The sequence below is a fragment of the Paenibacillus sp. DS2015 genome (genome assembly GCF_050433705.1).
In the GTDB taxonomy this organism is placed as follows: domain Bacteria; phylum Bacillota; class Bacilli; order Paenibacillales; family Paenibacillaceae; genus Paenibacillus_AQ.
Window position 1 is genome coordinate 106,991 of sequence record NZ_JBNPWS010000013.1, and the last position, 16,020, is coordinate 123,010.

General features: G+C 45.7%; 10 protein-coding genes. All 10 read left to right on the forward strand.

The window, feature by feature from the left end:
* Positions 1 to 76 precede the first annotated feature (76 nt).
* The 10 genes from J2T13_RS13335 to J2T13_RS13380 all read left to right on the forward strand — a co-directional run bounded on the left by J2T13_RS13335 (position 77) and on the right by J2T13_RS13380 (position 15,820).
* Positions 77 to 1,357, forward strand: coding sequence for an ABC transporter substrate-binding protein (locus J2T13_RS13335; RefSeq protein ID WP_429371980.1), 1,281 nt, complete (start codon positions 77 to 79; stop codon positions 1,355 to 1,357).
* 97 nt (positions 1,358 to 1,454) lie between these two features.
* Complete coding sequence (locus J2T13_RS13340) at positions 1,455 to 4,436, forward strand: hypothetical protein (RefSeq protein WP_429371982.1); 2,982 nt, start codon at positions 1,455 to 1,457, stop codon at positions 4,434 to 4,436.
* A 107-nt stretch (positions 4,437 to 4,543) separates the two neighbouring features.
* Positions 4,544 to 5,395 carry an AraC family transcriptional regulator gene (locus tag J2T13_RS13345; RefSeq protein ID WP_429371984.1) on the forward strand — a complete coding sequence of 284 codons (852 nt, stop codon included), beginning with the start codon at positions 4,544 to 4,546 and terminating at the stop codon, positions 5,393 to 5,395.
* A 76-nt stretch (positions 5,396 to 5,471) separates the two neighbouring features.
* A complete protein-coding gene (locus J2T13_RS13350; protein WP_429371986.1) occupies positions 5,472 to 6,461 on the forward strand; it encodes an aldo/keto reductase in 990 nt (329 codons plus the stop codon).
* 373 nt (positions 6,462 to 6,834) lie between these two features.
* Entirely contained in the window at positions 6,835 to 9,207 is a 2,373-nt protein-coding gene (locus tag J2T13_RS13355; protein WP_429372028.1) for a glycoside hydrolase family 95 protein, read from the forward strand.
* A 177-nt stretch (positions 9,208 to 9,384) separates the two neighbouring features.
* Positions 9,385 to 10,314, forward strand: a complete 930-nt coding sequence (locus tag J2T13_RS13360) for an ABC transporter permease (RefSeq protein WP_429372030.1) — start codon at positions 9,385 to 9,387, stop codon at positions 10,312 to 10,314.
* A 19-nt stretch (positions 10,315 to 10,333) separates the two neighbouring features.
* Entirely contained in the window at positions 10,334 to 11,197 is an 864-nt protein-coding gene (locus J2T13_RS13365; RefSeq protein WP_429371988.1) for a carbohydrate ABC transporter permease, read from the forward strand.
* A 129-nt stretch (positions 11,198 to 11,326) separates the two neighbouring features.
* Positions 11,327 to 12,907, forward strand: a complete 1,581-nt coding sequence (locus J2T13_RS13370; RefSeq protein ID WP_429371990.1) for an extracellular solute-binding protein — start codon at positions 11,327 to 11,329, stop codon at positions 12,905 to 12,907.
* Between the two features lie 70 nt (positions 12,908 to 12,977).
* Positions 12,978 to 14,003: a response regulator transcription factor gene (locus J2T13_RS13375; protein ID WP_429371992.1), complete on the forward strand. Its 1,026-nt coding sequence runs from the start codon at positions 12,978 to 12,980 to the stop codon at positions 14,001 to 14,003.
* Positions 14,003 to 15,820, forward strand: coding sequence for a cache domain-containing sensor histidine kinase (locus tag J2T13_RS13380; RefSeq protein ID WP_429371994.1), 1,818 nt, complete (start codon positions 14,003 to 14,005; stop codon positions 15,818 to 15,820). Before J2T13_RS13375 ends, J2T13_RS13380 begins: the two co-directional genes overlap by 1 nt.
* The last annotated feature ends 200 nt before the right edge of the window (positions 15,821 to 16,020 follow it).

Below are 16,020 nucleotides of genomic sequence, written 5' to 3' on the forward strand. Positions count from 1 at the left end.
TGCTATCAGGATGAAGCTTGGTTCAGACGAAATAGTCGGAATCAATTTCAAATATAAATTAAGGGGAGCTCTACACATGAAGAAGAATAGAACTGCACGATTTGGATTTGTTTTGGCATTGATGTTGTCGTTTACGGTAGTGTTAGCTGCATGTGGCGGCTCAAATAACGGGAATGTACCTGCTGCCAACAGTAACGCGCCCACGGATAAAGGAGAGAACGCTACTAAACCAACTGAGAAAGTGAAGTTGAAAGTGGCAACATGGGCAGGAGCGGAAGAGCTACGGGAATTCGGAGAATTAGTAGCGAAGGTAAATACAAGTGCGACAGATTATGAAATCGAAGTACAGAGCATACCGGCTGACTATTATCAAAAGCTACAAACGATGATCGCAGGTAAACAGTCTCCAGATTTCATGTGGTTATCTCAAGAATATGTTGCTCAATATGCGAGCTTGGGCGCAATCGCTCCGCTTGATGAGCACTTGACGGGGGTTGCCAATTATAAGGCTGATGATTATTTCCAAGGGACGATCGATGTAGGTCAATATAAGAACCAATTGTATGCATTACCATGGATATCCCAACCTTATGTGCTTTATTACAACCAAGATTTATTTGAAAAAGCAGGTGTGGCGCTTCCGACAAATGATTGGACGTGGGAAGATTTTATTACAGCCGGCAAAGAATTGACAAAAGACGGCGAATGGGGCGCATTGCTGAACAACATTCCAACGGCCATGTATACGTGGTCTTACGGTGGTGATGTGTTCGATAAAGAAGGTAACATCAAGCTGGATTCACCTGAGTCCATCAAAGGTTTAGAAATGTATCAAACCATCATTAAATCAGGGATCGCTCCAGCACGTGCCCAAGCAGATTCTATGGGTAATGGCGATATGTTTAAAACAGGTAAGGTGGCTATGTTCGTAGGTGGTGCCGGTGATGATTTCGAGAAAACATCGAACTTCAAGCTCGGTATGGTTGTACCTCCGCATGGTACGGAGAAAGTAACGTTTAGCTGGATCGGAGTAACAGCGATGGCGAGCAAGACGAAAAACCCAACAATTGCGGCAAAAGCACTTGTAGACATGACAAATGCGATCCACGAGTGGAAAGTAGTAGCACCAACAAAAAGCGGGTTCGATCTCATTAAAACAAGCCGCCCAGAAAAAGAGTATGCAATTGAAGCGATTCGCCAAGCATCTGAAGTGGCTAGAGGCTTCAACAATCAACCGAAACAAAGCGAAATTGACGGAGCAATCTGGGAGAAGTTGACCCAAGCGATCGAAAAAGGTGACGATGTCAATGCTGCGGTGAAGAGCACGATCGAGAAATTTAACGCTATTATTAAATAATTTTATTGACCTGTATACACACCTGCCGCCAATGAGTAAATAGACTCTGGCAACGGCAGGTGTTTTTTATAAACAGGGAGAAAGGAGAAGGGTATTCATGATGTGGAAAAGGTTGATCATGACTTTAGTCATCCTAATGGGTTGCTTAGGATTGAGGGGAATTGGGGAACGGGACGTTTATGCAACTGCTGCGCAGGAGCCGTCGGAATCCGGGCAGATTGTACAAAAGCGGATCAATAAAATCCAACAAATGCCGAACATTCCCGAGCCTTATCTGTTGAAGGATTGGAGGGGGACGGCGCTCGCATACGACCAATTCGTATTTGATTTCACGAAACAAGGAGAGTTTCTGCCTGTAGGCTGGTGGGATCGGACCCATCATAATTTGGATGAGGATACGTTTGGCCTTATGTCGTATGTCGGTAAATTTTCACAAGGGACAGATGGTTCACAGGAAGCGATCAATACGATGGCTGCTGTTCTGAGTGGAACGTTGGTTGGCATTGACAAAAGTGATCAAAACGGACACGATTACGTGAAAATGTTGCAAACCTTCTATAATAAAGACAATGGTGAAAACGTTATTTTAAATAATCCAAAGACGGTAAGTGGTCAGACATTTTGGTATGAATTACTGCCGCACGTTTTATTCTACGCACTGAATTCCTATTATCCAGATATTGAGAACTCTGAAGAAATCATGCGTGACACAGCCGATAAGTGGGCAGCAGCTGTGCAGGAGCTCGGTGGGAAATACGGACGGGCGGATTATAACTATACTGCTTTTGATTTTTACAAAATGGAGCCCTTTCGAAATGAAAAATGGACGGAGCCGGATGCGGCTGCGGGCGTGGCCTTGCTGCAGTATATGGCTTATGCGAAATTCGGAGATGCTGATTATTTGCAGGCAGCTGAGTTAAGTATGGATTATCTGGAGCGGCAGGAAGATAACCCACTTTACGAGGTTTTGCTATATTCAGCCCCGTATGTAGCCGCACGGATGAACGCGGAGCAGGGTAAGGATTATGATGTCAACAAGATGATGAACTGGGTGTTCGATGGGGGCAGCAAGGCAAGAGACGGTTGGGGGACGGTCACGGAGAAATGGGGGGATTACGACGCCCACGGCCTGCTCGGTAGTCTCAATGATAATGGCGGTTATGCTTTTGCCATGAACACGTTCGCGGCGTTCGGTGCGCTAGCTCCAGTAGTTCGTTACGATCCGCGTTACGCGCGTGATATTGGAAAATGGATGCTAAATGCAGCCAATCAGTCGAGATTGTTCTATGCCGATGCGCTTCCGTCAGAGAATCAATCTGGCGCAGACTGGAAGGGAGACCCGCAGCATGTCATCCCGTATGAGGGACTGCGAAAAGAACTTAAGGGAAAGTCTCCTTATGCAAGCGGCGATCCGACGGTTTATGGATGGGGAAATACGGACTTTTCTTTATATAGCGGATCCTTTGCTGGTTACCTAGGAGGTTTAATCGAGCAGACAAACGTGGAAGGTATTCTGAAGATAGATACTTTGAAAACCGATTATTTCCATCAAGAGGCTTATCCAACCTTCTTATATTATAATCCGCATGAGTCTGAACAAATCGTTGAGATGACGAGTTTAGGAAGTGATCCGGTTGATCTATTCGACTCGGTTAAAGGTAGCTTTGTCGCGCGTGATGTGAAAGAGCAGACTACTTTTCGAATGAAAGGCGATACGGCAGCAGTCATTGTCATCGTGCCTGCGGGTGGAACGCTCTCCTCGAAGGAGCAGCAAACGTTCATTCATGACGTATTCGTTGCACCTGCTGCAAAACCAGTAGTTAATATACTCGCTTTGCAAAAGAGACAACTAGTCAATGGGACGTTAAAGCTCGATGTGGAAACGATCGTACCCGCCCATCAGACCATTGAAGAACTGACATTCACTTTTGCAGGGAAGGAGATCTTCAGTGGATCTCAGCTTCCTCATTCTTTGGAATTAGATACGACCTCGTTCGCCAATGGCTTTCACCGTCTTGAAGCGGTACTGGAAGCATCCAGTGGTGAAATCGACAAGGCGGAGATTGAGCTGTTCGTGCGAAATGAAGGCGGCGAATCGATTCTAACGGCTGGAGCGGAGAGCATGTTGGGTTGGAAACCCATTGAAGTCATGCCCGGCAACACGGTGGTAGAACAAGATAAGCTCATAATAACCGAAGCCAATGATGCGGGTAGTTACGGAGGGATTGCTAGCCCTACCTTCCAGCTTGATCTCAGCAGGAGGCCCTTCGCGATCGTCGATGTAAGTAGCGTCAGTTCGAAATGGGCGCTTCAAGTTCATGTGAAAGGTGAACCTTGGGGGTTCTATGTGAAACCAGACGGAACAGAAACTGGGAACTTTATCCTTGATGTCGTAAAGGAAATGAGGCGAATGCACCCGGATATGACTTATTTGGGAATTCAGGAAGTAGAGCTCTGGCTAATCGTTGCGGGCGAGGAAGGAGCAGAGGCGGAATTTCAAAGTGTGGATATGTTCTATCAGGAAGATCGACCTCTGAGTGAGGCGGACTGGTCAGGTCTGCGAACGGCATCTTCAATGGCAGAGTGGTCCTCGGTGCCATCTCTGCAAGGAAGCGTGATCGTCGATCATGAAACGGCCGTCATTCAGGAGGATAGTATCTTGAATCGAGGTGGTGTAAGCTCACCGTTCATGAACGTAGATATTGCGCAAAACCCAATGTTAACAGTGGATATTGCTAGCATTACTAATCAATGGTCACTCATGCTCTATATGCGTGGACAAAACGAAGGGATGCTTCTTCAAGCTCCTACAGACTTGGTGGGTAAGGCTTCTTACAATTTAAGAGATAAGATGAAGGAAGCCTATCCGCAGCTTCAGGTGGACGAAATGGTCGAGATGCAATTGTGGCTTATTGCAGAAGGGGCCGAAAAGGCGAATGTGGGCGTTCACTCCCTTGAGCTTGCCTATGAAGAGAACCGTAGTCGGATTTGGTTAATCGCCATCATAGCTATTGGAATAGGTGTGGGCCTTGTACTTAGCTTCATTATGGGGAGGAGAAAAAAGAAAGAGGTTCATTAAAAGCTGTCAGCTCAAGGAAGTAGTTCATGGACTTTGGATGCCTCTATTGAATATTTGTAAGTGTAGGTATAGATTAAAAAGAAAGAAGGGGGGGCATGTCATAGCCTATGGCCATATTTCAATTCAATCCATCTCGTCCATCGGAATGCTCTCCTAATTTCCATTTACTGTTCTGGGGCAAGGAAGATTGTGTACCAGGGCATGCTGTAGGGCCGGGAGTTAGAGATATGTACAAGATCCATTTCATTCATAAGGGGCAAGGTATTGTTCGCGTAGGTACAGAGACGTACACACTCGTTGCAGGACAAGGGTTCCTGATCTATCCTGATGTTGTTTATTACTATGAAGCCGATAGGGAAGAACCTTGGACATATTCATGGATCGGATTTCAAGGCACAGAGGTATCTGAGATTCTTAACCGGACCTACCTATCTGCTGTCCAACCCGTTTTTCCGATGGATTCCAAGGTCATGCCCATATTATACGATCAATTATCGAGCGCCGCAGCAACTGCGAGTGGATCTCTTGATTTACGGCTGAATGCTATATTTTTTGAGTTTTTGGCTGCTTGGGTGGATGCGACCGGAGTCCATTCGCCACTGGTTGCTATATCTGGCAGACAAGAAGAATACGTTCACCAGACGTTAGAATTTCTACATAATCATTATAGTGAAGATATATCGCTCGAGAATCACGCTGAGAATTTAGGTTTGGATCGTAAGCATCTTAGTTCACTTTTCAAAAAGGCACTCGACATGCCGCCTCGTCAATATTTGCTGCATTATCGGATGAATAAGGCGTGTGAGTTGCTTAGTTGTGGCAAATTTACCGTCGGAGAAGTGGCGAGATCCGTTGGATATCAGGATCAGCTACTTTTCTCAAGAATGTTCAAAAAGGTGATAGGAATACCGCCGAAGAAATATCAAAGAGAGAATCACAAATCTGACATTAATCCATAAATGGCATCCATCTTGTTATGGGATATTCTCATAATAATACCTATAATAAGTTGATAACAAAGAAGGAGTGGTTCATGTGGTTTATTTGGCAGACGACAAGCGATATGAAATGATGACATATCGGAGATGCGGTAAAAGTGGACTGAAGTTACCCGCCATTTCTCTTGGGTTATGGCATAATTTTGGTGGAATAGATAAGCACGAGAATGCAAGAGCTATGGTAAGTAGAGCGTTCGATTTGGGTATTACACATTTCGATCTAGCTAACAACTATGGACCACCCGCAGGCTCCGCAGAGGAGACTTTCGGGAGAATATTAAAGGATGACTTCAGAGCTTATCGTGATGAGATGGTCATCTCTACGAAAGCCGGTTATTATATGTGGCCGGGTCCTTATGGAGAATGGGGATCTAAGAAAAGTCTAGTCGCTAGTCTGGATCAGAGCTTAACAAGACTAGGACTCGATTATGTGGATATTTATTATCACCATAGACCAGATCAAGATACACCACTTGAGGAAACGATGTCGGTGCTTGATTTGATCGTTCGTCAAGGTAAAGCTCTATATATTGGTCTCTCCAATTATTCACCTGAAATGACGCTAGAAGCCTCTCGTATTCTGAAAGGTCTCGGAACTCCCTGCTTGATCCATCAACCGCAATATTCGATGCTGGCGCGTGAACCCGAGCGAGGATTACTTCAAGTATTGGAAGAGGAAGGGATCGGTTCGATTGCCTTCTCACCCCTAAATAAAGGAATATTGACGGACCGTTACTTAAATGGAATCGCAGCGGATTCCAGGGCTGCGGGACCAAGTGTATTCATGAATCCGAGCGATTTGACGGAGGAACTATTAGCTAAAGTGGGCAAGCTGAACGATCTAGCTATGGAGCGTGGTCAGAAGCTTTCCCAGATGGCGTTAGCTTGGACACTTCGCGGTGGTAAGGTCACTTCTGCCCTGATCGGGGCAAGCAAGGTCAGCCAAATTGAGGATGCTGTGGGGACTATTAATAATCTATCCTTCACGGATGAAGAACTGGATCTAATCGAGGAAATATTAGCTTGATTACCGCGTAAAGTAATACACTGGAGTCCTTACTTATACAATAGTGCATAGCGTCACCATGCTAGCGGAGAATGGTAGCGGGCGTACGTGGAAATACCATATCGTACCGAAAGAATTTAATACAAGCAGCGACAGTCTAGGACAATTACATGTCCCAGATCGTCGCTGCTTTTTTATTAAGGTCAGGTTAGAGTACAAGGGTTGCCCATTTCCAATCGTCGGATGTCACGGCATTGTGAAGGTCCTTAAAAAAACACAACCCTTCAAAATCTATACCATGTCGAAAAGGGGAATATAGGCGTAGCATATCATTTGGAGATACAACAAAGGACGGATTTCTTCAGAGAAAAGTCAGAAGGGTTGTGTACACATGATGTATGAAGGTGGATTACGGGAAAAGGCAGAACTGAAATCACAGACCGAAGAACCGCTCAGGCTGTGGTATACCCGGCCAGCAGGGCAGTGGAATGAAGCTCTCCCGATCGGTAACGGACGTCTTGGAGCGATGGTGTTCGGGACGACTTCACTGGACAAAATTCAATTGAATGAAGATTCACTCTGGTATGGCGGGCCTGGTCGTGCAGCGAATCCTCCTGCACATGCTCATCTTACAGACATCCGTACCCTGTTGCGAGAGGGCAGGCAAGAGGAGGCGGAGCATTTAGCCAGAATGGCGATGACAGCTTCGCCTAAATATGAACAGCCTTATCAACCTCTGGGCGACCTTCTACTGAAATTTATGGGCATTGAAGATACGGTTGAAGATTATGAACGGGAGCTGGATTTGGAGCGTTCCATGGTGACAGTCTCCTTTCGCTCTCGGGGAGTCCTGTATCGCAGACAATATTTTGTCAGCGAGCCTGAAGGTGTGATGGTCATTCGTTTAACGACAGATTACCCGGGAACGCTTACATTTTCGGCTAATTTAATGAGACGTCCATTTGACAGCGGATGCCGAATCGGTCCTGAAGGTACGATTCTGATGGATGGTGAGTGCGGAACGGACGGCGTCCGTTTCTGCGCCGCACTGCGCGCAGTGAACGAGGGGGGGATCATACGGACGATTGGTGATTTTATATCTATAGAAGGAGCAGACGCCGTTACTCTGTTATTAGCTGCGCAGACAACATTCCGTGAGAAGAATCCAGAAGAGTCCTGTCTTGAACAGTTGGAACAGGCTGTAGGGATGTCATATGAACAGCTGCAGACGCGCCACCTGAAAGAGTACAGTGAGAAGTTCACTCGCTTTGAAATCCAACTTACTCCAGATGGAGATCCATACAGCTTATTACCAACCGATGAACGGCTGAATCGACTAAAGGAGATAGCGGTAGATAGCGTAACGGAAGTTAGTGACCCTGGACTTATAGCTTTATATGTCCAATACGGACGGTACCTTCTTCTCTCCTGCTCCCGGCCTGAATCTCTGGCTGCCAATCTGCAGGGGATTTGGAATGATAGCTTCACACCCCCTTGGGAATCTAAATATACGATTAACATTAATGTACAGATGAATTACTGGCCTGCCGAGGTATTGGGGTTACCAGAGTGCCATGAGCCGCTTTTCGATCTCATAGAACGAATGCAAGTGAATGGGCGGATAACAGCCCGAGAAATGTATGGTTGCCGTGGATTTATGGCTCATCACAATACGAACTTATGGGCAGAGACTAGACCGGAAGGAATTCTAATGACCTGTACGGTTTGGCCTATGGGAGCTGCATGGCTCTGTCTTCACTTATGGGAGCATTATCGCTTTGGAAAGGATATTAAATTTCTGAAAGACAGGGCGTATCCTATCATGAAGGAAGCCGGCCTTTTCTTGCTGGATTATATGTTGGAGGAGGACGGAAAGAGGATTACCGGGCCATCGGTATCGCCAGAGAATCGCTTTCTGCTTCCCAATGGGGACAGTGGTAGTCTATGCATGGGGCCCTCCATGGATTCCCAGATTGCCTTGGCTTTACTCGGTGCCTGCGTTGAGGCGGCTGAGCTTACCGGAGATGAGGATACAGCGTTCGTATCGTTACTCCAAGAGACAATCATGGATATTCCGCGTCCTGAGATCGGTAGGTACGGTCAAATTATGGAGTGGTATCAGGATCACGAGGAAGTAGACCCTGGGCATCGGCACATTTCGCAACTGTTTGCTTTGTATCCCGGGGAACTGATCGACGTACGGCAGACCCCTGAGCTTGCTATGGCAGCCCAAAGAACTTTGGAGCGGAGGTTATCAAGCGGCGGGGGACATACGGGCTGGAGTCGGGCTTGGATTGTTAACTTCTACGCACGTCTGGCTATGGGAAAAGAAGCCCATGAGCATTTGATTAGGTTGTTGACCACCTCTACTTACGATAATTTACTCGACTGCCATCCTCCTTTTCAAATTGATGGCAACTTCGGTGGCACTGCAGGTGTTGCAGAGATGCTCTTACAATCACAGACTAATGAACTTAGACTGTTGCCTGCTCTGCCTGAGGCTTGGCCATCAGGTGAGGTAAAGGGACTGCGAGCAAGGGGGGGATTCCGCATAGATTTACGCTGGCGGGATGGAAACCTTGCTCAAGTCATTATTCATGCGCAATATACTGGAGAGTGTCGACTTTGGTCGCCTACGCCTCTGGATCTAATGCCAACTACTCAGTTCAAGGATGAAGAAGGATCATCTGATGATCTGGTTATGGACGGTTATCTATATACGTTTCCAGTTATGGCGGGAGAGAGCCGTATGATAAGAGCAATATAAGTTAGTCATGAGCTTGGGAATGATCGCAGACTGCTTTAAGCGATCGTAATAAAACACAGGCAAGACGACAAAACCCCATTCCGGTTATAGTCCCAAAGGTTATAAGATTAGGCCATAAAGCGATATATACAAGAAGGAGCGATAACGATGTCAGAACCTGCGCCCACTGTCTATAAGATGAACCTCAAGGAACAATCGCCCTTACAAAGGTGTATGAGTAATTTACGGAAATACAAGATGCTTTATTTTATTTCACTGCCAGGAATTATTTATTTTATTGTATTTAAATATTTGCCTCTGTTGGGCTCGGTCATGGCATTTCAGAATTACAACATTTTTAAGGGGTTCTCTGGAAGCCCATGGGCAGGATTAGACCATTTCAAGCGAATGTTTACTTATCCGGAGTTTTTACGTATTCTGGGAAATACGGTCCTTATCGGGCTCTATGATCTATTATTGGCATTCCCGGTTCCTATCATTATAGCGCTTCTCCTCAATGAGGTAAGGAAGGGCATCTATAAACGGGTACTGCAGACGGTCGTATACCTACCCCATTTCTTATCATGGGTCATTATTGGGGGCATCATGATCGGTATTCTATCGCCGACGACAGGTATCATCAATCAGATTCTAAACACATTTGGCCTCAAATCCATTTATTTTCTAGGGGAGGATTCGTATATACGGAGTATCCTCGTGGGAACAGGAATATGGAAGGATAGCGGCTGGGGGACAATCGTTTACCTAGCGGCGCTTGCGAGTGTGAATCCAGAACTATATGAAGCTGCCCGGATCGATGGAGCAAGTCGCTGGAAGCAGACAATAAAGATTACAATCCCTGTAATCTTGCCAACAATAACGATTATGTTTCTACTTCATATCGGAAATTTCCTAGACTTTGGTTTTGAGCGAGTGTTCGTTTTTGTGAACGCGTTGAATGAAAGTAAAGGTGATATTCTCGATACGTATATATACCGAGTCGGTCTCATTGACCAGCAGTACAGCTATACGACAGCTATCGGATTATTCAAATCAGTTGTTGGATTGCTCCTTATTATGCTAGGGAATACGCTGAGCAAGAAGACATCGGGAGAAGGACTCTACTAGAGAAGGGAGACGAAGCAGAATGCGAATCAAAGGCCGTTTATTCGACGGATTTAATTATATCTTTTTGACGATTATCGGATGTGCGATGTTATTCCCATTAATTCATGTATTAGCGAAATCATTTAGCAGTAGTAAAGCTATTAATGCCGGTAGTGTGAAGTTGCTTCCTGTAGATATGACGCTGACAAACTACCAGGTTATTTTGGGGGATTCATCCATATGGCGTGCATTTGGAGTGAGCGTTTTTATAACCGTTGTCGGTACACTTATTAATTTGATTATGACCGCGTCGCTGGCATATCCGTTATCAAGACAAGAATATTCATTGCGCAAGATAATCCTGATTTTTATTTTGATAACAATGATATTCCAAGCTCCACTGATTCCGAATTATATGGTCATCAAAAATCTACATCTGATAGATTCGGTCTGGTCACTGATCATTCCGTCAGCGATTAGTGCCTATAATCTGTTCATCATGCGTTCCTTCTTCGTCGCCTTACCGACCGAGTTGATCGATAGCGCACGCATCGACGGCGCGGGTGAGTTGCGGACATTGTGGAGTATTATTCTGCCACTGTCCAAGCCAGCGATGGCGACAATGGGTCTATTTTATGCGGTAGCTCATTGGAACTCCTATTCCACGGCGTTGTATTTTATCAATAGTCGAGCATTGTATCCACTTCAGCTTCGGCTACGAGAGATTATCCTAAGCAACGATTTGGGCCAGGCAGGGAGTTTGCTGGAGGGAGTAAATGAAGTGTCACCTGCAGGTATTCAGATGGCGGTCATTATTGTATCCGTCTTACCCATTGTTATCGTTTATCCGTTCCTACAAAAGTACTTTATCAAAGGAATGCTAATTGGATCAATTAAAAGTTAGGCCAACAGAACTGTTTTAGGTATAGAAGGCGCTTTCATAATTGCGATTATGGTAATATAGAGAAAGTCATCATGGTATAGTTCATCTTTTTCTAGGTGACTACAGTGAACTTAGGAAGGGGGAGGCGGCTTGAAAAGGTGGCTCCATCTCATTCTGACCACAGTCGTTACCTTCATATGTTGTTTGATTGTGGGGATGTCCAAATCATCGGTCATTCCTGTATTTTCCCCTGAATATGAGGCCGATAGGGGTGCCCAGTCAGGGGATTTGACATTTTCGATTGCAATGACAAACGGTGCCAATTCATATGCTGCAGATCTATCCGACATCGGGGAGAATAAATGGGTCAAAGAGTTGGAAGCGCTAACAAACACTAACCTCCAAATCACGCTTATTCCGCTAAAGGATTTTGATAAAAGGATGCCGATTCTGTTAGCTGGAGATTCCTATCCCGATGTGGTGCAGATGGTAGGCGGAGCCAGTGCAGCGGCCATGTCGGGATCTGTACAAGCTGGATTATTCATGCCTTTGGATGATTTAATTCAAATCCATGCCCCCAATCTGTGGGAAATGGTACCGGAGGATGCGTGGAAGGAAACAAGCTACGAAGGACATGTGTATGGAATTCCAGCTTGGTTAGGTAATTCATCACGGCGTGCAACATATATCCGGTCCGATCTGCTGGAGGCCACAGGCCTGCCTATACCGAAAACCGTTGATGAATTTCTGAATATGCTGAGGGAATTCAAGAAGTTAGGTGTAGAGAATCCTTATCAGATGCGTGAGGATTTCAAATATGCTGATGTTATATTCGGCGCTTACGATGTGCTCGGATACCAGTATGAGGTTAGGAATGAAGAGGTAGTTCCTAAATTCTTCAACGAAGAACGTATGATGAAGGCACTGAATATTTACAAGACGATGCTAAATGAAGGGCTTATTCCCGACAATTTTGCTGTAATCCGTTCAACGGAGTATACGCATAGTATTAATGAGGGCGAGGCCGGTAGCTGGACAGCGAATGCGGCGGGGCTTCTGGATTTCCGAACCAAAGTGAAGACTTCCGTTCCGGGTGCAAGGGTTGATATTATTGCTTCTCCTCAAGGGCCGGACAAGAAGAAGGGATACGGGCTTTACAGTTCGGTCATCAATTCATTCTATATCAACAAAAATGTATCACGTGAGAAAGCCATCGGTATTTTGAAATTTTTTGACTGGATGGTTAGTAATGAAGCACAACGGTTCCATACATTCGGCATATCTGGTGATACCTACACCACACATGATGATGTGATTCAGTACAAGTTCCCTGAGACCCAGAAAGAGCAGGACGAGCAGAACTTCCGCGAACTCCTGTGGTTATCCCATGACTTAACGATTAACAGGGCCAGGACCAAGCTTCTTCCGGGTGGAGGGGATATGTTGAAGGCCTTAGATGTAACCCTGTCTAGAGAAGGATTGGGCAGTATCATCTTTGTCCCGGAACTAGAATCATTCAGTCTGTATCCTGATCTGGCTTCACAACGTCCAGATCAACCACCTAAACTGATTATCGATCATATGGTTAAGATGATTTATGGCATAGAGCCCATCTCGGATTGGCCCAAAGTCATTCAAGAATACAAGGATCGGGGTGGAGATGCCATTATTCAGGAAGCAACGTCAAGATATCGTACGAACAAGGGTGTGATCATCCAGGAAAGCCGCTAGAACCTTGCAAGTAGGTAGACCACTGATACCATAACTCTATGTTTATCTGATAGAAAGGGGTTTATATCCAATGCGAGTGCTGATTGTGGAAGACGAGCCTGTGATTCAAAAGGGATTGGTCAAAATGGTGCAGCGCTATCCTGTATCCTTTTCTGCGATTTATACGGCGGACGATGGAGAGACAGCCCTTGAAACGATTAGAAATTTAGAGCCACATCTGGTGTTAACGGATTTGCGTATGAAGCGGATGGACGGTCTAGAATTGTGTGAGCGGATTCATCGCGAGTTCGGGCATGTTCAGGTCGTTGTAATCTCCGGGTATGATGACTTTCAATATGCACAACGGGCAATGACTTGCGGTGTCAAACGGTATTTGCTGAAACCAGTAACCCAGCAGGATGTTCATGACGTGCTGAACGAACTAATTACGAATATGAGGGACAATATCGTTCCCGTGCATAAGTATGTGGACTGGGCAGAAAAGCTGGAGCAGAGTATTTGGCTACTTCAGAAAGACGAGACGATCCGATTGCTGGAGGAGGGAGAACGTTCCGGCTTGTTCTGTGGCCTCCATGTCATAGGTATGGAAGCGGTGCTTTCAGACTGCCTGGATATGATTGTTGGCAGATTGTCTCAGAGAGGCTGGAAGCCGCAGGTCAGTTGTCTGAATGAATACGGTGCAACGAACACGAAGAAGGAGGTACTGGCGGCTTTTATGAAGCTGATTGACAAGATTGGCGAGGAGCTGCAGTTCACCCGTAGAGGGAATTTCAAAGATCCTATGGAAGAAGCTAAGGCGTTCATTGATCTGCACCTGTCTGAAGATGTTACCTTAGGGGATGTGGCCAAAAGAGTAGGTCTTGCACGGACATACTTCAGCGCCCTATTCAAAAAAACAACGGGAGAGACTTTCGTGCATTACCGCATCAAGAAGCGAATGGAAGCGGCCCGGAAGATGCTTGCAGTGCCTACGCTCACGATCACAGACATTGCTTTTCAGGTAGGTTATGAAGATTATCCCCACTTCACGAAGACGTTCAAAAATTTCGTTGGTGTGTCGCCTTCGGAATACAGAGCTTCGTTCGGCATTGAGTGATGAGAATTCGATTGCAGCTTAAGCTGTTCTTGTCCTTTCTAATCGTCATTCTGCTCTCCCTTTCTGCGGTGGGGGTCGCCTTCTATACCATTTCAGCCAAGCAACTGGAGAGAAGTGCCAAAGAACAGATGGTTCAGATTGTGAACAATGCTGTACATCACACGAATCTGTATTTATCCTCCTACCAGCGTTCGATGGTTGCTCTTCTAACCGATATGAAGGTTAAACAGTATATAGATCTGCCCATTGACCGGGAAGAGTATGAAAATTATCGGTTAATGACTGACATTCGAGATCGTATTGTAGAACCCGTATGGATTCGGAACCCTGAGATCGAGACCCTATATATTATGGGTTATAGTGGAAATGCCCTGTATTACTATAACGGTGGATCTGAGCCGTCATTTACTCCCTCGCAGACATCCAAGCAGATTGATTATTTCAAGAAACATACAGATGAAACGGGAAGACTAACGATTATGAATTATAGTATCCTTCGTGATAAAACTCCGATGCTGACGCTGATCCGGCGTATCCGTGGTCTTCGTGCTTCGGAGATGAAGGGGTTTGTTGGAATCGAGGTGAAGGCTGAGGAACTGTCTACGCTCTGGGAAGGGATTGATTTAGGCAAGGGTGGCTACTTTTTCATTGTGGACGATGAGGGACGTATTCAATATCACAATGATCAGAGCAAAGTAGGGACTGTTGTTCCAAAGAACCTTAACCAGGAGATTGTCCAAGCGGGTACATCGCTGTTCCGAAGTTCGTCCGAAGGAGAGAAGCGGGTATATATTAGCCGTCAAGCAAATTATTCAGGGTGGAACTTGGTCATTTCCATTCCCTACAGTCAGCTTCTCAAACCAGTAAAGACGATCCGCACCTCGATTATTATTGTGGCTATACTGACCTTTTTGACGGCCCTTCTCTTTGCTAACCGTTTCAGTAAATCAATTACAACGCCCATCCGAGCGCTCATGAAGGGGATGAGCCAGACAGAAAAGGGGAACTGGGAGTTTATTCCCTTACCTAAGCACCTCGATGAAATTGCAGAGCTGATGATACGTTATAATCTGATGGTTCATCGGCTCTCTGAGCTGGTAGATACCGTGTATCAGACAGAGCTGAAAAATAAAGAAATGAAGGCTGAGCGCCAGAAGGCGGAGTTTCAGTCTTTGCAGCTACAGATCAATCCGCATTTTCTTTATAATACGCTTGAAACTGTCGTATGTTATGCTGTCATTCAAGATTCAGATGAAATTACGGAAATTGTGGGTGCACTTTCGTATATGTTACATTACTCTGTCCGAACTAATCTGGAAGAAATTACGGTGGCGAATGAGTTAAAGCATGTGATGTTATTCATGGTTATCATTAATCATCGCATTGGAAAGCCGTTTGAGATTGACGTGCGTGTCCGGCCTGAGTTGTTGCTCCGTAAAATGGTCCGTCTCACACTGCAGCCGCTTGTAGAAAATATATTTCAGCATGGTTTTCGGCAGGGTGTTGAAGATCATCATTCGATTATCATTGATGCAGGTGAGGATGGCGATTCCTTCTGGGTTAGTATCGAAGATAACGGTTGTGGTATGCCTCCGGAAAGACTTGAAGAGCTACGCGCGAAGCTGAGTGAAAATCGGCTAGCTGATGAGAATGAGGGGAGTACCAGTGGCGGAATAGGTGTTCCGAATGTCCACCGCCGTATTCAGCTGGTATTCGGTGAGGATTATGGTGTTACTGTCGAGAGCAGTCCCGATCGGGGAACTCGGTTTGTTATGTGGATGCCAGATTCAGGAGTAAAGGCTACCCTTGGAAGGTAAAAGTGATTGGAAAACTAAAAAGGCAGCTCATTCCTCGTCAGAGGATGGGCTGCTTTTGCGCTATTAATCTCACTGTTCGTTTCGCATTTTACAACAAACACGGTGAGATCGGCTGGTATTCGCATGCAAATAGACAGCGGTTTCTGGCCGTATTCATCGAGAGCAGACCTCAGAGGAGTTGGGGAGGAATGTGGACAAGC

Coding starts and splice junctions, on each gene's coding strand:
- J2T13_RS13355 (WP_429372028.1), top strand. CDS start 6,835: ATGTATGAAGGTGGATTACGGGAAAAGGCAGAACTGAAATCACAGACC.
- J2T13_RS13380 (WP_429371994.1), top strand. CDS start 14,003: ATGAGAATTCGATTGCAGCTTAAGCTGTTCTTGTCCTTTCTAATCGTC.
- J2T13_RS13365 (WP_429371988.1), top strand. CDS start 10,334: ATGCGAATCAAAGGCCGTTTATTCGACGGATTTAATTATATCTTTTTG.
- J2T13_RS13335 (WP_429371980.1), top strand. CDS start 77: ATGAAGAAGAATAGAACTGCACGATTTGGATTTGTTTTGGCATTGATG.
- J2T13_RS13375 (WP_429371992.1), top strand. CDS start 12,978: ATGCGAGTGCTGATTGTGGAAGACGAGCCTGTGATTCAAAAGGGATTG.
- J2T13_RS13360 (WP_429372030.1), top strand. CDS start 9,385: ATGAACCTCAAGGAACAATCGCCCTTACAAAGGTGTATGAGTAATTTA.
- J2T13_RS13345 (WP_429371984.1), top strand. CDS start 4,544: ATGGCCATATTTCAATTCAATCCATCTCGTCCATCGGAATGCTCTCCT.
- J2T13_RS13340 (WP_429371982.1), top strand. CDS start 1,455: ATGATGTGGAAAAGGTTGATCATGACTTTAGTCATCCTAATGGGTTGC.